The following is a 17759-nucleotide window of genomic DNA, read 5'->3' on the forward strand; positions in this document are numbered from 1 at the left end:
AAACACACGCTCGAACAATCCAGCTTCTTCCTGTTGCTGGCGGTCGTTTCGATCATGCTCGCCGCGATTGTGTGGCCATTTGCCAATCCTATCCTGTGGTCAGCACTGGCTGCGATCATGTTTCAGCCGCTTTATCAGGTGGTGTTGCGACGCGTTGGTGGACGTACCAATCCGTACCGCGATCATCACGTTGCTGATCATCACTTTCGCCGTGGTGGTTCCCGCGATGTTCATTGGCGGGCTGGTCGTAGAGGAAGCGGCGAGCGTCGTCGTTGCCTTTCAGGAAGGACAGATCGACATCGCCGCCTGGTTCAACACCGTCTATGATGCGCTTCCGGGGAATATTCGTGCGGCCCTCGACACATCTGGCTGGACAGACATGTCAATTGTGCAAACACGCCTGCAGGACATCTTGAGTGAAAGTGCTGGCCTGATTGCGCAACAGGCACTGGCCGTTGGCGGCGGCGCGCTCGGTTTCTTCCTCGCTTTTGGCCTGGGCCTTTATGTCACATATTTCCTGCTTCGCGACGGCAAGTTGATTGGCGAAACGGTGCTATCCAGCCTGCCCATTGAGCGGGACATTGCCGACCGGTTGTCTGATCGTTTCCTCAGCATTGTGCGCGCGACCATCAAGGGCTCGCTGGTCGTTGGGCTGGTGCAGGGTGCACTCGGCGCAATAACCTTCTGGATAGCAGGGATTCCCTCTGCCCTGCTGTTCGGTGTTGTGATGGCAGTCCTGTCTCTGTTGCCGGCAGTCGGCACAGCGCTCGTCTGGTTGCCCGCCGCGATCTACCTGATCGCAGTCGGTGAGATTTGGCAGGGCATGTTTGTGTTTGGTTCTGGCGCGCTGATTATCGGCATGGCGGACAATGTCTTGCGCCCCATTCTGGTTGGCCGCGATACCGGCATTCCTGACTGGATAATCCTTCTCACCACATTGGGCGGCATCGCCACTGCTGGCCTGTCTGGCGTTGTTCTGGGACCACTGATCGCAGGGTTGTTCCTCGCCAGCTGGTCTATCCTGCGCGAACAGCGCAACGATCAGGCCACTCTGCTGCCAGCGGACGCGACTGACGAATGAGATCAATGGTGGCTCCCGGTTCCCAAGCGGAACAGGTTGGTCGCCTGGTAGTGGCGGGATTTGTCGTCATTGCGCTGCCCTCGCTCCCTTTGGGCAATTACCTGATTTATCCGCTGACCATTCTCACGACATGGTTTCACGAAATGGGCCATGGTCTTACCGCTATGGCGCTGGGCTTTGAGTTTGAGCGGCTCGTCATATTCCCGAACGGATCAGGCTATGCCGAAAGCCTTTATCCCGGAACGCCCAGCGCTCTCAAACGCGCCACGGTCGCGGCAGGTGGCCCATTGGCGCCTGCAGTTGCCGGATCGCTGCTGATCCTGGCCAGCGGGAGCCGTAAATGGTGGCGCCCCGCGCTTTATATGCTTGCGGGTCTACTTATACTATCGGTACCGTGATCTGGGTGCGCAGCTGGGCCGGGCTGTCTGTGCTGCCGCTGGTCGCACTTGCACTGATCGGGATCGCTCAAAAGGCGAGTGATTTCTGGACACGTTTCTCATTGCAATTTCTGGGGGTGCTCGGCGCGATGAGCATGTTCCAGCAATGGGATTATCTGTTCATGGAGCAAGCGCGCATTGGCGGGCAGACAATGCTTTCGGATACGGGCGCAATTGAGGCGAGCCTGCTCTTGCCGCACTGGTTCTGGGCTTTGGCGATTATCCTCATCGCTGCGTTTATGATTGGGGCGAGCCTGAAATACGCGCTAGGACATACCGGGTCGCACCGGCGCTGAGCCAAACACTCAGGCCGCGCTGATGTGGGCTGTTCCCTGGCAGGTGCCGACCGCGCCCGATAGGCCCGCAAAGGCAGTATCGATGATAGAGGCCAGCTTTTCTTCCGACAGGCGCGGTTCGATAATCATCATCATTTGCGGGGAGGTGTAGCACACCATCATCTGATTGATCAGCGTCAATGCGCGGTCAATCTCAAGCCCGGCAAAGTGGCCCTCATCCTGGGCCTGGGCAATCAGTTCGGTGAGGTAGTGATCGGCCAGATCGATATAGCCGCGCACACGCTCAAACTTCGCCTCGCCAAGCTCGCAATACAGCGCATAAAGCGATGGATCATCCGTATAGCGCGCGCGATCTCGCGTGAAACGTCGCGCATAAAACTCGAAAAATTTGCGCTTTATTGGAAGGTCAGAGGCGACGACGTCTTCCATCGCGGTAATGTCATTGGCGTACCAGTGTTCGACAATCGCATCGAACAGATCATCATGTTCGGGGAAAATGGCCTCAACACGCGCGCGTGACAAACCAGCCTCAGCGGCAAGCTCCGCCCGGTCAATCTCTTTGCCGCGCCGACCGACCATAGCCATCGCCAGCTGAACCAGCTCTCGCCGTGCCTGTTCCATCTCAGCAGTTGTCACTCGGGGCCTCCCGCATCGCAAATGACTTATGGCTATCTAGGCCCGGTATCGCCTGGTTTAAAGAGACCGCCGCGTGAAAAATCCGCCATTGGTCTGCACGGTTTTGCTAGTCACGCGTCCGAGGTGGCCAAGGGACAAAACCAGATGTGCGCGCCTTATACGCCTCATACGCCGACCCGCGGGTCTTGGTCATACCGCCTTCCAGCAACGGGGCACCGGACCATTTGGTCAGGGTGAAGGTCAGAAAAATCGGCCCGATCACGGTAACGGCAGCCACCCACCATCCAGCCGACGCTGCGGCAATCCAGATACCCCACCAGACGCACGCATCACCGAAGTAATTGGGATGTCGGCTATACCGCCACAGGCCACTATCCAGCACCTTGCCTGCATTGGCCGGATCGGATTTGAACTTGGCCAATTGTCGGTCGCCAACAACCTCAAAGATCATCCCCACCAGCCAGAGGACAAAACCGAGAATGGCCAGCCCGCTGATCAGCTGCAGCGATCCTGCCGTCAGAATACCGTATTGCGCCGGGCTGCTGACGATAAGCAGCAACACCGATTGAAACAAAAAAACCTTAATGAGTGCAGCAGTTGCGAAACGCCCCGCCTCGCGATCCTTTCTCAGGATCAGGTCATAGCGCTTATCTTCTCCCTCGCGCCTCCAGCGCAGGAAAATATGCACTGACAAGCGTAAGCCCCAGATCACTGCCATCGCCATGATCATCGTTGCCAATGGGCCGGGTTGGTCGAGCCGCAGCCAGCTGATCAACGCGAGCAAAGCCATCCCGCCACCCCAATAGCTATCGACGAAGCTGACATCATCGATTTGCAGGGCAATGACCCAAAGGATCAGGGCAATACCCAGAATGATACCGGCATTGACCACCAGCACTTGCACAATCACGGAATCAAACATCGTTCTTACCTGCGATGATATCTCGCGCCTGTTGCTCCAATACTTTGAACCGATCGTAATCGGGTAGTTTAGACCGCATCCACTCAGCGATCTTCAGCAAGTCCTCACCGTAATTGCCCGTCGGGATCATCGGCGGACCGAAGCCTATCGTCATAGTGTCATTGTCGGCATAGGCCGGAACAATTGGCACCCCGGCGGCCTGCGCGATGTTGTAAAAACCAGATTTCCATTTGCCATCAGATGACCGGGTACCTTCGCACGCCATTACCAGCGCAAGCTCATCACGCGCGGCAAACTCTGCCGCGACCTGCTCCACTGCATTGGCTTTCTTGGTACGGTCAACCGGAATGCCGCCCATGTCGAGCATGAAGTTGCGCATTATCCCTTTGAACAAGGTATGTTTGCCCATGAAATTTGAGCGGACCTTTTCATAGTGGGTTGCCCCGGCAAAGAATACAAAGTCCCAGTTTGACGTGTGAGGCGCCCCGGCAATCACATACTTTTTGATGTTGGCGGGCAAATGCCCGTCAATCTTCCACCCTTTGAGATTGTAAATCATCAAAATAATACGCCGGACCAGACGCGACAGTATAGTTGGATTTCGAGTCTCGTGATGTTGCGACACGCATATCTCCCCTTAATCAGTGTGATAGCAGCTACGGACCAGATTGCGATACAGTTTCGCGAACAGTGCCAAGACGCCCGTGCTGAGCTGTCTTTGACCGCAAAAGACCCATTCAACACTTCAGGTGATTTGTGCTGGTGTCGGTTGCGTGTATGAGCAGCCACACGGGAGAAGCGCTTTGGCACTTGCAGGATCGGCAACTTGGCCGAATACTCAGCCACCCGCAAACGAGTACTGCGACGAAGATGCGCGGCTCAGGGTTGTGGCAAGTTTTGATTTGGATACGCTTGAGGGCGACGACGAGCTGGCAAATATCGCCCGCTTCGCCGCCCGGCTTTGCCGCGCGCCCATTGGGCTGGTCAGCATTGTAGAGAGCGAGCGTCAGCGTTTCCTTGCGCGATCTGGCTTTGATCAGCCGGAGACGCCGCGCACCACCAGCATTTGTGCGCATACGATGCAGAGGCAAGAACCACTCATTGTTCCTGACGCCGCGCAAGATCCTCGTTTCTCTGACTTTGCATTGGTGACAGGTAAAGAGGGTGTCCGCTTTTACGCGGGCGTTCCGCTTATATCATCCGAGGGCGCGCCAATGGGCGCACTATGCGTGATCGATTATGAACCGCGCGATGAGGGTTTGAGCGAGGACGAGCTGAGCGGACTGCGCGTTTTGTCCGATGCCGTGAAGCGGCGCCTTGAGGCCCACCGGCAAGACAACACAATCGCGGCGGAACTGGCAGATAGCGCTGCACAAGTTCGCTTTATGCTCGACAGCGTGCCAGACATCGCCTGGGCTGCGGACCCGGGCCCGACCTTCACGCATTTCAATGCGAGGTGGGAAGAGGTCACTGGAGCGCCAGCACCCACTGAGGTCGATGACTGGCGCGATTTCATTCACCCTGAGGACTTCGAAGCCTCGTTAGTCAAGTTTGGTGAGGCACTCGAGAACGCCTCAGACTTTGAAGATGAGTGGCGATTGAAGCAGGCGGATGGCAGCTATCGCTGGGTGCTTTCCCGCGCAGTGCCCTCGGGCGATAATCCCGCGACCACGCGGTGGTTCGGCACGCTGACGGATGTTGATGACAAGCATCATGAGGCGGAGAGGCGCGATCTCCTCGCCCGGGAATTGTCACACCGCATCCGCAACATCTTCGCAGTCGTTGGCGGACTGATTGCTATTCGCGCACGCGGACGTGACGATGTACGAAATTTTGCTGAGGAACTGTCCGAAACCATTCAGGCGCTCAGCACCGCGCATGATTATGTCCGTACCGGAAGACGCACCGATTGCGGATCAGTTTCAGGATTTGGTGCGCGAACTCCTTGCCCCGTATGAGCGTAAGTCAGGCGAACGGATCACCCTGTCGGGAATTGACCTGCCGCTAAGATCGGATGCCACAACGCCGCTGGCGCTAGTGATTCATGAGCTTGCCACCAATGCGGCAAAATATGGCGCGCTATCAAACGACGATGGGACAATCGCCCTGTCCATCGACGCAATAGAACAGGATGGTCTGGAATTGATCAGGCTAGGCTGGCGTGAGACATGGCCAATGACTGACCCGCATACAAAGGGCGGTGATGCGGGCTTTGGATCAACGCTCCTCAAGATGTCGGTAACCAGTCAGCTGGGCGGGAGCTATACACGTGAGTTTGTCGCAGATGGGTTGAAGGTGAACGTTCTGGTGCCCGCAGAACGCCTGCGCCCGGAACAATGAGCTCAGCAATGCTCGATTTCCTCTCCGTTGCCCGCAGCTATGGAGACATTCAGGCTCTGGCCGGCGTATCTCTGACGATTGATGATGGCGCATTCGTCGCCCTGGTCGGCGCTTCAGGATCAGGCAAATCGACATTGCTCAAGACGGTCAATCGCCTGGTCGAGCCGAGCAGCGGCGTTGTGAAAATGGAAGGCGAGAATGTTGCTGACCTGCCCGTCGCGGCCCTGCGTCGCCGTATTGGCTATGTCTTTCAGGGTATCGGCCTGTTCCCGCATATGACTGTGGCCGAGAATATCGCGATAGGTCCACGCCTGTCCGGCGAGACGCTCGCAATCGAACGTATCAACGAATTGCTTGAGCTGGTTGAGCTCGATGCGGACATGGCGTCACGCTATCCAGATGCACTTTCCGGCGGTCAAAGACAGAGAGTGGGGGTTGCCCGCGCGCTGGCGGCGGACCCGCATTTATTATTGATGGATGAGCCGTTTGGGGCGCTTGACCCGATCACGCGCGATGCGCTGGGGCTAAGCGTTCGCAAGCTGCACGATGAGCTGGGCCTGACCACAATTATGGTCACACACGACATGGCCGAGGCATTGCTTCTCGCAGATCGCATTCTGGTTATGGAAGCCGGCAAAATTGTTGCGGACGAAATCCCGCAAGCATTGCTCGCAGGGAAAGGCGGTGAGACCGCGCAAGGCCTGGTCGCGGTTCCGCGGGAACAGGCCAAGCGATTGGCCGAGCTTGCCACATGAACGGCCTGTGGAATTCGGTTCTTGGCCTGGGCGATCAGCTCGCTGCGCATGTAGTATTGGCAGCGGCGGCCATCGCTTTGGGCCTTGCTGTCGCACTGCCCATGGCGGTTTGGTCCAGCCGCTCGCCGACTGTAGCGCGGATCACGCTGGGCTTCGCCAGCCTTGTGCAGACCATTCCGGCTCTTGCCCTGCTGGCGTTGTTCTTCCCAATCCTGTTGAGCCTTCGCGCTGTGTTTGGCGAAGGTCTGCCCACGCTTGGCTTTCTGCCCGCGCTGCTCGCATTGGCGCTTTATGCTCTGCTGCCGATCCTGCGTAATGCGGTGACCGCGCAAGCCAATCTCGACCCAGGCGTCATTCAGGCAGCGGACGGTGTGGGCATGACGGGTTGGCAAAAACTGCGGTTGGTTGAGGCACCCTTGGCCGCGCCTTACATCATGGCTGGCATTCGCACTGCAGCCGTTTGGACGATTGGCGCCGCCACGCTCAGCACGACCATCGGTCAGCCCAGCCTGGGTGATCCGATATTTGCAGGACTGCAAACGCAGAATTGGGAGCTGGTGCTCGCTGGCTGCATCGCCAGTGCTGGATTGGCAATGATTGCCGATGCCCTGCTCGGCATGATCGAACGCGGCTTTGCCGACCGACGCAAGCCTGTGTGGTTCGGCGGCATGATAGCTGTGGCGCTGGGTGTGGGTGCTGCGCTGTGGGCGCAAGGTGTTGGCGGCGACGATGACGACGCTATCGTGATCGGGGCCAAGCAATTCTCCGAGCAGTACATTCTCGCTCGCTTGATCGGTCAGCGGCTGGAGGCGGCCGGATACGAAGTTGAGTATCGCGATGGACTGGGTTCCGCCGTGGTCCACAGTGCCGTGAGCACTGGCGCGATAGATATCGGCATCGACTACACCGGCACGATCTGGACCAACAATATGAAGCGCACCGATAATCCTGGGCGCGAGGCCATGTATCAGGCCATTGTGGCATGGGAAGCCAAGACCAGCGGCGCGCGGGTCTTGGGCCGTTTGGGCTTTGAGAACGCCTATGGCTTTGCCATGCCCGCTGCGGTTGCATCGGCGCGCGGACTGACCGAGATCACCGACTTGGTGCCAATCGCGCCGAGCATGACCGTTGGCGGCGATCCGGAATTCTTCGAGCGGCCTGAGTGGATTTCTGTTCGCGATGCCTATGGGTTGAACTTCGCCCGGACACGCAATTTCTCACCCACATTCATGTATAACGCGCTGAAATCTGGCGATGCGGATGTCATCGGGGCGTACACGTCAGATGGCCGGATTGCAGCCGACAATCTGGTCATTCTGAAGGATCCGCTAGAGGCTCTGCCGAGCTACGACGCGATCCTGCGTCTCAGCCCCGAGGCGGGCGCTGACGCGGCGCTGGTCGCGACGCTCAAACCGCTAATCGGCGCGATTGATGTCGACGCAATGCGCGAAGCCAATCTGGCGGTCGACCGCGATGATGGCGAAAAACTCAGCCCTGATGAAGCGGCGCGCATGCTAGCGGAGCGGATTGGGTTGTAGGATAGGGGTAGCTACCTGGAAGAGTTCGGCGAGCAACAAGCGAGCCGCGAGGGCGACTGCCCGTTCGCAGCGATGCGATCTTTGATCGTATGAGCGAGGAAATCGCACCCGCGGAGGCGAATGCGTAAAACTAACGCGCCCGCGTCCATTTCTGACTCTGACAAAACGGGCCGAAACATCCCTTCACTTCCAGCACATTCGCGCTCTTGCGGGTCAGGAAGGATTTGTAAGTCTTGCCGTTGCGGGGATCATAGATTCTGCCACGCCAGCGCTTGGCCTCCGCCTGAAAACCGGTCAGCAAGGCAATGCCCAGCAGCTTGCGCTTGCGCAGATTGGGGTCAGGATTGTTGACGTCACGTTGGTTCACACCGCCTTCGGGCGTGACGAGATATTTGCTCAACCTGCCGCAATAGCTGCTACCGCATTTGCTGATCGTGATGACTGAATCTTTTTCTGGCGTCACCCAGCGTACCGGTAATCGGCTCCGCAGCCGAAGCGGGCGCTGCGGCAAATGCAGCGCCAATAGCCAAAAGATACGTCAAATTTCGCATTCAGTAATCCTCTCTAGCAAAGAATACGACGCCAGATCGCATTCTGTTACTGAACCAATCCCGAACTGCAGTTTTATGCCTCTTCAGCGAATCCCGCTGCTGGGGGCCATTCACGATTTGTGATCGCCATAACTTTGAAAAGCCTTCCCATTTCGTCAGGAGCCACCAACCGGTTTCGGGCCACCTCAATCTCCTCTGCGCGGTCAGGAGCGCCTGATGCGAGGCCCTGCGCCCGCACATCGATGCCCATGGCTGTCAGCCAATCGCCTTGCGTGGCGGTTTGCACGCGCAACCCCGCGCTGGTGGCAATCTCGGCGAGTGTGGCAAAATCGACATGCGCGGTCAGATCTGCATCGCCGGGCGCAGCGAGCGCATCAATCTGCTCATGGCCCCGCACAGCCTGGAGAGTCGATCCAGTTTGAGGCTCCAGATAGCCATAGTCGATGAACAGCGCCGCACCGCCCTGCTGCTTTAGCCGACCAGCAATTTCCTGCATCACGGCCGCCGCGCCGGGGCAGGTTTCCAGCACAGAGCCCGGCTGTTCCTTGCCGAATGTTTCGGGCACGCCCGCATCCATCGGGCTCGGGCCAGCGGCATACACAAAATGCTCTCCATCCAATGCAATCATCCGCTCTCGCCATCCACTCGCCGTCTTCACCAATTGACGGATCGGCAAGGCATCGAGAAACTCATTTGCGACCAGCAGGATCGGGCGATCATCGGGCAGGCCGGTCGGATCGTCATGGAAATGCGCGCCGGGGTGAGCAGCGGTCTGCACATCGCGCAGGGCAGGCGAACCCTCCACAAAGTGAACCGCAGGGGCAAGCTTGTGACTGGCCATTGCTCTTAGTGCATCGCTCGCCAAAGTGCCCTTTCCCGGTCCAAGCTCAGCATAAATGGCATCTGCAGGTGCGCCTGCGCGTAGCCAGATGTCAGTTAGCCACAGACCGACAAATTCGCCAAACATCTGGCTAATATCAGGCGCGGTGATGAAATCGCCTGTCTGCCCCAGGGGATCGCGCGAGGCATAATAATGCGCGTTGCTTTCCCCCATATAGCGGGAGACGGACATCGGCCCATGCGCGCGGATTAGGCGGCGGAAGCGCTCTGCAAACTGCGCGCCATCACCCCGCTCAGGCATGTCACTCATGCGTCAGCGGCGACCTTCGTACCAGCTGGTTTGCGCAGCAATGCATAGCCGATAACCACCAAGCCCACGACGAGCAGCGGTATCGTCAACCATTGTCCCTGGCTGAGCCCAGTTTCGACCACGCGATGGGCCAGATGGTCGTCAGGCTCGCGGTAATACTCAAGTGCGAAACGCGACAGCGCCATACCCGCCGCAAATATACCGACAAGCAATCCAGGGCGATACCGCGCGCGGGTAAACCAGAACAAGCCCATGAGAACCAGGCCAAGCAGCAGGCCTTCCACCGTCGCCTGATACAGCTGGCTAGGGTGACGTGCGAGACCAAGCGCATCAGACGGGAACACCATCGCCCAAGGCACATCCGCCGGATCAGCCGGGCGACCATACAGCTCGCCATTCACAAAGTTGGCGAGCCTCCCAAACATATGACCGAGCGGATAATTCACTGCGATATAATCGCACACGCGCAACCAGTTGAGTTTATTCTTGCGTGTCACCCAAGTGATGGCGAGCAGCACGCCCAGCACACCACCGTGAAAGCTCATGCCTCCGGTCCAAAGCTTGAACAGTTCCAGACTGGTGAGCAATTCTGGCTTGTAAAACAGCGCGTAGCCGAACCGTCCGCCCAGAATGATCCCAAGAGTGCAATAGAAAAAGAGATCATCGGCGTGACGCTGTGCCATGGGGGCGCCATGCGATTTGATCATGCGGGACAGATGCCAGTACCCAAACAGAATACCGCCGAGATATGCCAGCGAGTACCATCGCAGCGTAAAGAACCCCAGGTCAATGCCCGGCGTCAGACCCAATTCGGCCCACTGAATTGGCTCAACAACTGACTGGGCCGCAGTGGTTGCGGCAAGTAGTGACAGCACAGGGTAATCCTCTTAGATACAGTGTTGAAAGGCTGATCGGGTGCCCATTGAGACACCGCTATTGGCACAGCAGGGTTGTTGGGGAAAGCCTGCGGTTTGGTTTGCGCGCCATCAACGAGTGGCGCGTTGATGCATTTGGAGAGGATAAGAACAAGAATGCCCACTCAACTGGATACCGCACTCGATCACATTATCGGTGAAATCACAAAGCCGGGGCAACCCTTTGAAACGGTCCCTTATGAAGATTACGGCCAGGCGCTGCCAGCATTCAAATCTGCCCCGCCCAGTCTCGCACATTACTTCGCGCACTTCTGCAATGAGCACAAAGATGTGCCGTTCATTGTCGACGGCGATATCCGCCTGACATTTGGCGAAGCGTATGGCGCGGCGGCGCATGTTGCGCATGGTCTGGCCAGCAAGCATGGCATCAAGAAAGGCGACCGCATTGGGATCGCGGCGCGCAATTCCGCCAATTGGATGATCGCCTATATGGGCATTGTCATGGCTGGCGGCTGTGTGACGCTGCTCAACGGATTTTGGTCAGGTGATGAGCTGGCATATGGCATCCGCCTCGCCGAATGCGATCTGGTGTTGGCCGATGCTGGCCGGGCAAAACGGCTTGAGGGGACAGATCACCCTGCAAAGATTGTGTTGATCGAACATGATTGTCCCCCGTCTGAAGGCCTTGGCGAAGTCTGGGAAGCGGGCGATACGGCGATGCAAATGCTGGGGCAGCTCGGCCCGGATGATATGTCGACCATCCTCTATACCTCCGGTTCAACCGGCAATTCCAAGGCGGCGTGGTCTGATCATCGCGGCGTTGTGCATGGCGTCATGAGCTATGTCGCACAAAGCGCGATGGCGAAAATTCTGCTTGAAAGTCAGGGCGAGGATTTGAGCGCTCAGCCATGTGCATTGGTCGCCGTACCGCTGTTCCATGTGACCGGCGAAATCCCGCTATTCGTACAATCCTTCGCCATTGCGCGCAAATTGGTGCTGATGCCGAAATGGGATGCGGAAATGGCTCTGAAGCTGATGGCGGACGAGAAAGTCACATACTTCGTGGGCGTGCCATTGATGAGCTATGAGATCGCCACACACCCGAACCTCGATCAGTACGACCTGTCGGCATGTAAGAGCTTTGCCGCAGGCGGCGCTCCGCGCCCTGTCGATCACGTGACGAAGATCAAGGAAGCATTTCCCGGCGGGTTCCCACTGCTGGGCTATGGCCTCACCGAAACAAATGCAGTCGGCTGTGGCAACTTCAACGAGAACTACCTCGCCAAGCCCGGATCAACCGGCAAGGCAAGCCAGCCGATTGTAGAACTGGCTATCCTCGACAATGATGGCAACCCGCGCCCCCAAGGCGAAGTCGACGAGGTCTGCATCCGCAGCGTCGCCAATTTCAAAGGCTATTGGAAAAATGACGAGGCCACCGAAGCAGCCTTTACCGAAGACGGGTTTTTCCGCACGGGCGACCTCGGCTATCTCGATGAAGACGGATACCTGTTCATCGTTGATCGCAAGAAAGACATCATCATTCGCGGCGGCGAAAACATCTCGTGCATCGAGGTGGAAGAGGCGATTTACGCCCATGATGACATCGCCGAATGTTCTGTCTTTGGTGTGCCGGATGACCGTATGGGCGAAGTGCCCGCAGCCGTCTATCATCTGAAAGAGGGCGCGGCGACCATGAGTGCCGGCGATCTGCGCGAATTCCTGCTGTCCAAAATTGCGCCGTTCAAAGTGCCGTTGGAAGCAATGATTTGGCAAAGCGATGAAGATCTACCGCGACTTGGTACGCAAAAGATCGATAAGCGCACCGTGAAAGCAACCTTTGCGAAAGACCTGCTCGAAACGTGAACAAAACCCGACTTCCCAACCAGAGAGCGATCATCGACCGCAGAGCGCTCTCTGGGGAAGTCACGGCTCTTTTTGACGATGAGGGCGAGGCCGCCCGCCCCAAAATCATCGCCGCTCTAAAAACCGCGCTAGAGGCTGGGCGTGCAGAGATGGCGCGGCGGTTGGAGGAGAACCCCTCTGCCGGGCATGAATGCACCTATGGCCATGCCTTTCTGATCGACCAGCTGATCCGCGTCATTCACGATCACGTGACCGGCCAGCTCTACCCAGCGCATAATCGCACCCAGAACGAACGGATCGCGATTGTGGCGGTCGGCGGGTATGGCCGCGCAGAGATGGCACCGCAGTCTGATGTCGACATCGCATTTCTGACCCCCAGCCGCCACACGCCGTGGTGCGAGCAGGTGGCCGAAGCCATGCTCTACATTCTGTGGGACTTGGGGCTGAAAGTTGGCCAGTCGAGCCGCACAATCGATGAGACCATCCGGATGTGCAAAGAGGATCTGACGATCCGCACCGCACAGCTTGAGGGGCGGTATGTCTGGGGTGATGAAGACCTTTACGCCGAGGCATCGCGGCGTTTCTGGGCAGAGGTCGTTCGCGGTACTGAGCGCGCGTTCCTGCGCGAGAAGCTGACCGAACGTAACGAGCGGCACCGGCGCATGGGCGACAGCCGCTATGTCGTGGAACCCAATGTCAAAGAGGGCAAAGGCGGCTTGCGCGATCTGCAAACGCTCTATTGGATCGGCAAATATGTCCATCAGGTGCGCAGCGCAGCCGAACTGGTTGATATCGGACTGCTGACACAGGCGGAGTATCGCAGTTTCCGCCGCGCCGAGCGGTTTCTGCTGGCCGTGCGGTGCCATCTGCACATCCTGACGGGGCGCGCCGAAGATCGCCTGACATTCGATTATCAGCGCAAGATCGCCGAACGCATGAAGTTCGCTGACCGTCCCGGCAAAAGTGCGGTTGAACGGTTCATGCAGTTCTATTTCCTGCAGGCCAAACGAGTCGGCAGCCTCACGGGCGTGTTCCTGTCCCACATGGACGAGAAGTTCGCGAAAACCAGCAATCGCGGCGGCTTTTTCGCTGGTTTCAAACCCAAAGCGCGCGTTCTCAAAGGGTATCGGGTGATGGGCGGACGCATCGCTGCGCCCTCTGATGACTGGTTCAAGAAAGATCCCGCTCGCCTGATCGAGGTATTCCAGCTCGCCGAAGCCGAAGAGCTGGAGGTTCACCCCGACACAATGCGACAGGCGGATAGAGATAACGGCCTGATCGACAACGATCTGCGCGAAGACCCGCGCGCCAACGCCATGTTTCTGGAGCTGTTATCGGGCAAGAATAACCCCGAAATGGTCCTGCGTTGGATGAATGAGGCGGGCGTTTTTGGCAAATTCGTGCCGGATTTTGGCAAAGTAAACGCCCAGATGCAGTTCGATATGTATCATCATTACACCGTCGATGAGCATACGATCCGCGCGATTGGCCTGTTGAGCCAGATCGAGAAGGGGCAGCTGAAAGAGGATCATCCACGTTCAACGCGGCTGATCCACAAGATCAATTCGCGCCGAGCGCTCTATGTCGCGGTGCTGCTGCATGACATTGCGAAGGGGCGCGGGGAGATCACTCGATATTGGGCGCTGAGGTCGCCGAAGAACTCTGCCCGCGCTTTGGGCTGACCGACGCCGAGACGGATCTGGTCGCATGGCTGGTGCGCGAACATTTGCTGATGAGCGCGACCGCCTTCAAGCGCGATCTGACTGACCCAAAAACGATCGAAGACTTCGTGGCGCGCGTCCAAAGTTCAGAGCGACTGCGCAATCTCGTCATTCTGACCTCGGTTGATATCCGCGCGGTCGGCCCCGGCACATGGAACAGCTGGAAGGGCCAGCTGCTGGGTGAGCTGTATGATGGCGCGCAAGAGCGACTGAGGCTTGGCCACATGCGTCATGGCCGGACACAGCGCGTTGATGCGAAGAAGGAGGCCGTGGCAGAACTGCTGGCTGCCGAAGCTGACCTCATCACAGAACACGGCGCAAAAATGGGCGAGGCATACTGGATTGCCGAGCCTGAAGACATCATCGCGCTCAATATCAAGCATTTCGCCGCCGCTCGGAAACTGGACCACTCGCTGTCTATTCACTGCGAGCCTTACGAAGCACGCGGCGCAACCTTGGTTACCGTCATCGCGGCTGACCATCCCGGCCTGTTTTACCGGATCGCAGGCGGCATTCATCTTGCGGGCGGCAACATCATCGATGCCCGGATTCACACCAGCAATGATGGCTGGGCGATTGACAATTTCCTGGTGCAGGACCCGCATGGGCGACCTTTTGATGAGGACAACCAGCTAGACCGGATCAAGAAGAGTATCGAGGATGCACTAGCCAATCGTATTGATTTGGCACCGCGTCTCGCGCAGCGCCCTCTGCCGATCAGCCGCTCCAAGGCGTTCGAGGTACGTCCACGGGTGCTTTTCGATAACAAGGCCTCTAACCACTATACCGTGATCGAAGTGAATGCGCGCGACCGCCCGGCATTGCTCAACCGGCTGGCTCGCGTTTTGTTCGAGGCCAATCTGGTAGTCCAATCCGCGCATGTGACCGCGTATGGAGAGCGCGCGGCTGACACTTTCTATGTGACTGATTTGATGGGCGGGAAAGTGACATCAAAGTCCCGATTGGAAGAGATTGAGGCGGCCCTGCTAGAGGCCGCAAGCGATTCTCGTCAGCGGCAGCTCGAACAGGCCTGAGCGTCTCGTCAACCTCTTAAAATCAATCGCTTAGAAAGACACCGGTACGCAGTTGTTGCGCAACAGCCACGCTTGCCCAGCGTCTTAAGTTGCACGACTAAGACCTATCTGCCAAATCGCGCCTCCCCCAATATCCAGAGAGAGAAAATCGATGAAACCTTTTAACGCTTCGCTTCGCAGGCTGGCCGTTTCGCCGCACGTTCTGGCAATAGCTGGTGCAGGCATGATGCTGGCACCCACCGCTGCGCTTGCACAGGATGCTGAGCCGCAAGACGATACAGCGCAAGCTGACGAAAACGATGGTGGCGCCATTGGCGCTTTTAACACCATCATCGTGACCGGCACGAAAACCCAAAACGCCGAAAACGTTCAGGACGTCCCACTGGCAGTAACGGCTTTCAATTCGGAAAGCCTCGAAGCACTGAAAGTGCGTGATGTGCAATCGCTGACTTACAGCGCGCCAAACGTGTCGCTTGACCAGATCGGCACCAGCCGCGGCACCGCGAATTTCTCTATTCGCGGTCTCGGCATTAACAGCTCGATCCCGTCCATTGACCCGACCGTCGGCGTGTTCGTCGATGGCGTCTATCTGGGCTTTAATGGCGGCGTGGTCTTCGACCTGTTTGATCTAGACAGTGTCGAAATCCTGCGCGGCCCGCAAGGCGTTCTGTTTGGCCGCAATGTGACCGGCGGTGCGGTGCTGATCAATACCGGAAACCCAACCGACTTCTTCACCGGCAAGGTACGGGCATCGGTTGACGGTCCGTTTGTTGATGGCGGTCGCGGCGGTGCAAATTACACCGTATCCGGTGTGGTTTCCGGACCCATTGTCGAGGATACACTGCTGTTTAAACTTGGCGCGTATTACAACAATGACGAAGGCTACTTCACCAACCTGTTTGACGGGTCTGACCACGGCGCAGCAGAGACACTGATCCTGCGCGGTGCATTGGAAGGGCGCTTCGGCCCACTCACCCTGACCGGCAAGCTCGATTATTTTGAAAGCGAAGGCGACGGACCAAGCGCTCAGAACCGCGGCACCTTCAGCCGTGATACATTCAATTTCGCCGTTGATAATGCAGGTCTTTACGATAACGAGATTTGGACAGGCTCGGTCAAGGCAGAAATCGATATTGGCCCGGGCACACTAACCAACATCTTTGGCTATCGTGAATATTCAGCAATCACCGATGCTGACATTGATGCATTGCCCGCGTTTATTTTCCACTCAAGCACGGAAACCGAACAGGACCAGATATCGAACGAATTGCGTTATGCGGTATCGGGTGACCGTTTCGACCTGACCTTTGGCGGGTTCTATTTCGACCAGTCGATCGCATATACTGAAAGACGTCAGATCCCACCATCCACGCCGCTGACCTTCTTTGGCGGCGGGCGTCAGGATCACGAGGTGCTGGGCGCATTTGCATCGGGACAGTACTATCTGACTGACGCATTCTCGCTGATCGCGGGCATCCGTTGGAGCCGCGAAGAAAAGGATGCGGAAATCACTTACGTGCGTCCACGCCCTGAATGTTCGGTTGTCCAGGGGACTTGCCCGACAAGCGGCACCAATCCAGTTATTCCTACGGAAAATAACGGCTTCACTGATTCTGACAGCTGGACCAATTGGTCGCCCAAGGTTGGTTTCCAGTATGAATTCGAAGACAGCCAAATCTATGCGCACTGGTCACGCGGCTATCGCAGTGGCGGCTATAACTTCCGCATCACGAACGCCAACGCATTTGAGGCGGTCGTTGCAGCCAATGGCGGCGCTTTCGCATTCGACGAAGAGAAAGTGGATAACTACGAGATTGGCGCGAAGTTCCAGACCGCCGATGGCTCGTTCACTTTAAACGCGGCGGCATATTATACCGATATCTCTGATCTTCAGCGTGAAGTGAACCAATCCTCTGCCGCATCCGGCGTCGCACAGTCGATCTTTAACACCGCTGATGCTTCAATCCTGGGCTTCGAGGCCGAGGCGCGCATGCAGGTTTCGGACAATCTGCTGTTCACTGCAAATCTCGGCCTGATCAATGACGATTATGACGAAATCATTTTCGACATTTCCGGTGATGGTGTGATCGATGATGCCGATCTGAACTTGCGCCTGCCGCGCGTTCCAGAGGTTACCTGGGGCGTTGGCGCAATCCATGAACTGGACCTTGGTTCGAGCGAGATCGTGAGCCGGGTTAACTTTCAGTATCGTGACGAGTTCGCATACACCGACAACAATTTCGGCTTTATTCAGGATGCAACTCAGCTTGATGCCAATATCACCTGGAAAACACCGGTCGATGGGCTGGATCTATCAGTCTACGGTAAAAACCTGCTCGATCAGGTTCAGGCTGGCGGTGACACACAGCTGCCATTCGGCGGACCACTGTCAAACGGTGTAAACCGTCCGTTTGATGCGGCACCTGCGGCTGGCACATTCTCACCTTTGGCCAAGGGTCGCCAGTTGGGCGTCGAGGCCACGTTTGAGTTTTAAGGTTTAGAACAGACCAAAACAAGAAGAGGGCGCTCCAGAAATGGGGCGCCCTTTTTTGTTGAGAGT

The 17759-nt window shown here is 57.4% G+C and carries 15 protein-coding genes and 1 pseudogene; 10 read left to right on the top strand and 6 right to left on the bottom strand.

The window, feature by feature from the left end; genetic code table 11:
- Nucleotides 1–157: 157 nt before the first annotated feature.
- The 3 genes from ACZ1GM_RS00685 to ACZ1GM_RS00695 are packed head-to-tail and all read left to right on the top strand — an operon-like array spanning nt 158 to nt 1814.
- Complete coding sequence (locus ACZ1GM_RS00685) at nt 158–1081, top strand: AI-2E family transporter (protein ID WP_472677307.1); 924 nt, start codon at nt 158–160, stop codon at nt 1079–1081.
- Nucleotides 1078–1479: a M50 family metallopeptidase gene (locus ACZ1GM_RS00690; protein ID WP_472677308.1), complete on the top strand. Its 402-nt coding sequence runs from the start codon at nt 1078–1080 to the stop codon at nt 1477–1479. Before ACZ1GM_RS00685 ends, ACZ1GM_RS00690 begins: the two co-directional genes overlap by 4 nt.
- Nucleotides 1476–1814 (top strand): M50 family metallopeptidase, encoded by a 339-nt coding sequence (locus ACZ1GM_RS00695; protein ID WP_472677309.1) that lies wholly within the window; start codon nt 1476–1478, stop codon nt 1812–1814. Before ACZ1GM_RS00690 ends, ACZ1GM_RS00695 begins: the two co-directional genes overlap by 4 nt.
- 9 nt (nt 1815–1823) lie before the next feature.
- Here ACZ1GM_RS00695 and ACZ1GM_RS00700 read toward each other — a convergent pair whose 3' ends face one another.
- The 3 genes from ACZ1GM_RS00700 to ACZ1GM_RS00710 form a co-directional block, all read right to left on the bottom strand.
- Nucleotides 1824–2450 (bottom strand): hypothetical protein, encoded by a 627-nt coding sequence (locus tag ACZ1GM_RS00700; RefSeq protein WP_472677310.1) that lies wholly within the window; start codon nt 2448–2450, stop codon nt 1824–1826.
- Nucleotides 2451–2556: 106 nt separating this feature from the next.
- Nucleotides 2557–3372: a DUF1295 domain-containing protein gene (locus ACZ1GM_RS00705; RefSeq protein ID WP_472677311.1), complete on the bottom strand. Its 816-nt coding sequence runs from the start codon at nt 3370–3372 to the stop codon at nt 2557–2559.
- Nucleotides 3365–3931 carry a lysophospholipid acyltransferase family protein gene (locus ACZ1GM_RS00710; protein WP_472677312.1) on the bottom strand — a complete coding sequence of 189 codons (567 nt, stop codon included), beginning with the start codon at nt 3929–3931 and terminating at the stop codon, nt 3365–3367. Before ACZ1GM_RS00710 ends, ACZ1GM_RS00705 begins: the two co-directional genes overlap by 8 nt.
- Nucleotides 3932–4175: 244 nt before the next feature.
- Here ACZ1GM_RS00710 and ACZ1GM_RS00715 point away from each other — a divergent pair, with 244 nt between their 5' ends.
- From ACZ1GM_RS00715 to ACZ1GM_RS00730, 4 genes are read left to right on the top strand one after another with little or no spacing between them, the layout of a single operon-like run.
- A complete protein-coding gene (locus tag ACZ1GM_RS00715) occupies nt 4176–5330 on the top strand; it encodes a GAF domain-containing protein (RefSeq protein ID WP_472677313.1) in 1155 nt (384 codons plus the stop codon).
- Entirely contained in the window at nt 5305–5712 is a 408-nt protein-coding gene (locus ACZ1GM_RS00720; protein ID WP_472677314.1) for a hypothetical protein, read from the top strand. Before ACZ1GM_RS00715 ends, ACZ1GM_RS00720 begins: the two co-directional genes overlap by 26 nt.
- Nucleotides 5713–5720: 8 nt before the next feature.
- A complete protein-coding gene (locus ACZ1GM_RS00725; RefSeq protein ID WP_472677315.1) occupies nt 5721–6467 on the top strand; it encodes an ATP-binding cassette domain-containing protein in 747 nt (248 codons plus the stop codon).
- On the top strand, nt 6464–8005 hold the full coding sequence (locus ACZ1GM_RS00730) for an ABC transporter permease/substrate-binding protein (RefSeq protein WP_472677316.1): 1542 nt from the start codon (nt 6464–6466) through the stop codon (nt 8003–8005). Before ACZ1GM_RS00725 ends, ACZ1GM_RS00730 begins: the two co-directional genes overlap by 4 nt.
- Nucleotides 8006–8135: 130 nt before the next feature.
- On the opposite strand, the gene ACZ1GM_RS00735 is transcribed toward ACZ1GM_RS00730, so the two are convergent.
- The 3 genes from ACZ1GM_RS00735 to lgt all read right to left on the bottom strand — a co-directional run bounded on the left by ACZ1GM_RS00735 (nt 8136) and on the right by lgt (nt 10581).
- The gene (locus ACZ1GM_RS00735; RefSeq protein ID WP_472677317.1) at nt 8136–8468 is read right to left on the bottom strand and encodes a DUF2147 domain-containing protein; all 333 of its coding nucleotides are present in this window, start codon (nt 8466–8468) and stop codon (nt 8136–8138) included.
- A gap of 161 nt (nt 8469–8629) precedes the next feature.
- Nucleotides 8630–9706 (bottom strand): class I SAM-dependent methyltransferase, encoded by a 1077-nt coding sequence (locus tag ACZ1GM_RS00740; RefSeq protein WP_472677318.1) that lies wholly within the window; start codon nt 9704–9706, stop codon nt 8630–8632.
- The gene (gene lgt, locus ACZ1GM_RS00745) at nt 9703–10581 is read right to left on the bottom strand and encodes a prolipoprotein diacylglyceryl transferase (RefSeq protein ID WP_472677319.1); all 879 of its coding nucleotides are present in this window, start codon (nt 10579–10581) and stop codon (nt 9703–9705) included. The genes ACZ1GM_RS00740 and lgt overlap by 4 nt, the downstream gene beginning before the upstream one ends.
- A 156-nt stretch (nt 10582–10737) precedes the next feature.
- Here lgt and ACZ1GM_RS00750 point away from each other — a divergent pair, with 156 nt between their 5' ends.
- The 3 genes and pseudogenes from ACZ1GM_RS00750 to ACZ1GM_RS00760 all read left to right on the top strand — a co-directional run bounded on the left by ACZ1GM_RS00750 (nt 10738) and on the right by ACZ1GM_RS00760 (nt 17693).
- Entirely contained in the window at nt 10738–12444 is a 1707-nt protein-coding gene (locus ACZ1GM_RS00750) for a class I adenylate-forming enzyme family protein (RefSeq protein WP_472677320.1), read from the top strand.
- Nucleotides 12441–15199 (top strand): annotated as a pseudogene (locus ACZ1GM_RS00755) ([protein-PII] uridylyltransferase). Before ACZ1GM_RS00750 ends, ACZ1GM_RS00755 begins: the two are co-directional and overlap by 4 nt.
- A gap of 151 nt (nt 15200–15350) precedes the next feature.
- Complete coding sequence (locus ACZ1GM_RS00760; RefSeq protein WP_472677321.1) at nt 15351–17693, top strand: TonB-dependent receptor; 2343 nt, start codon at nt 15351–15353, stop codon at nt 17691–17693.
- Nucleotides 17694–17759 lie beyond the last annotated feature (66 nt).

Source organism: Qipengyuania sp. JB2-7 (assembly GCF_055693485.1).

Excerpts from the sequence above, each read along its gene's own strand:
- ACZ1GM_RS00690 (WP_472677308.1), top strand. The coding sequence starts at position 1,078 with ATGAGATCAATGGTGGCTCCCGGTTCCCAAGCGGAACAGGTTGGTCGC.
- ACZ1GM_RS00705 (WP_472677311.1), bottom strand. The coding sequence starts at position 3,372 with ATGTTTGATTCCGTGATTGTGCAAGTGCTGGTGGTCAATGCCGGTATC.
- ACZ1GM_RS00710 (WP_472677312.1), bottom strand. The coding sequence starts at position 3,931 with ATGATTTACAATCTCAAAGGGTGGAAGATTGACGGGCATTTGCCCGCC.
- ACZ1GM_RS00725 (WP_472677315.1), top strand. The coding sequence starts at position 5,721 with ATGCTCGATTTCCTCTCCGTTGCCCGCAGCTATGGAGACATTCAGGCT.
- ACZ1GM_RS00730 (WP_472677316.1), top strand. The coding sequence starts at position 6,464 with ATGAACGGCCTGTGGAATTCGGTTCTTGGCCTGGGCGATCAGCTCGCT.
- ACZ1GM_RS00740 (WP_472677318.1), bottom strand. The coding sequence starts at position 9,706 with ATGAGTGACATGCCTGAGCGGGGTGATGGCGCGCAGTTTGCAGAGCGC.
- ACZ1GM_RS00750 (WP_472677320.1), top strand. The coding sequence starts at position 10,738 with ATGCCCACTCAACTGGATACCGCACTCGATCACATTATCGGTGAAATC.
- ACZ1GM_RS00760 (WP_472677321.1), top strand. The coding sequence starts at position 15,351 with ATGAAACCTTTTAACGCTTCGCTTCGCAGGCTGGCCGTTTCGCCGCAC.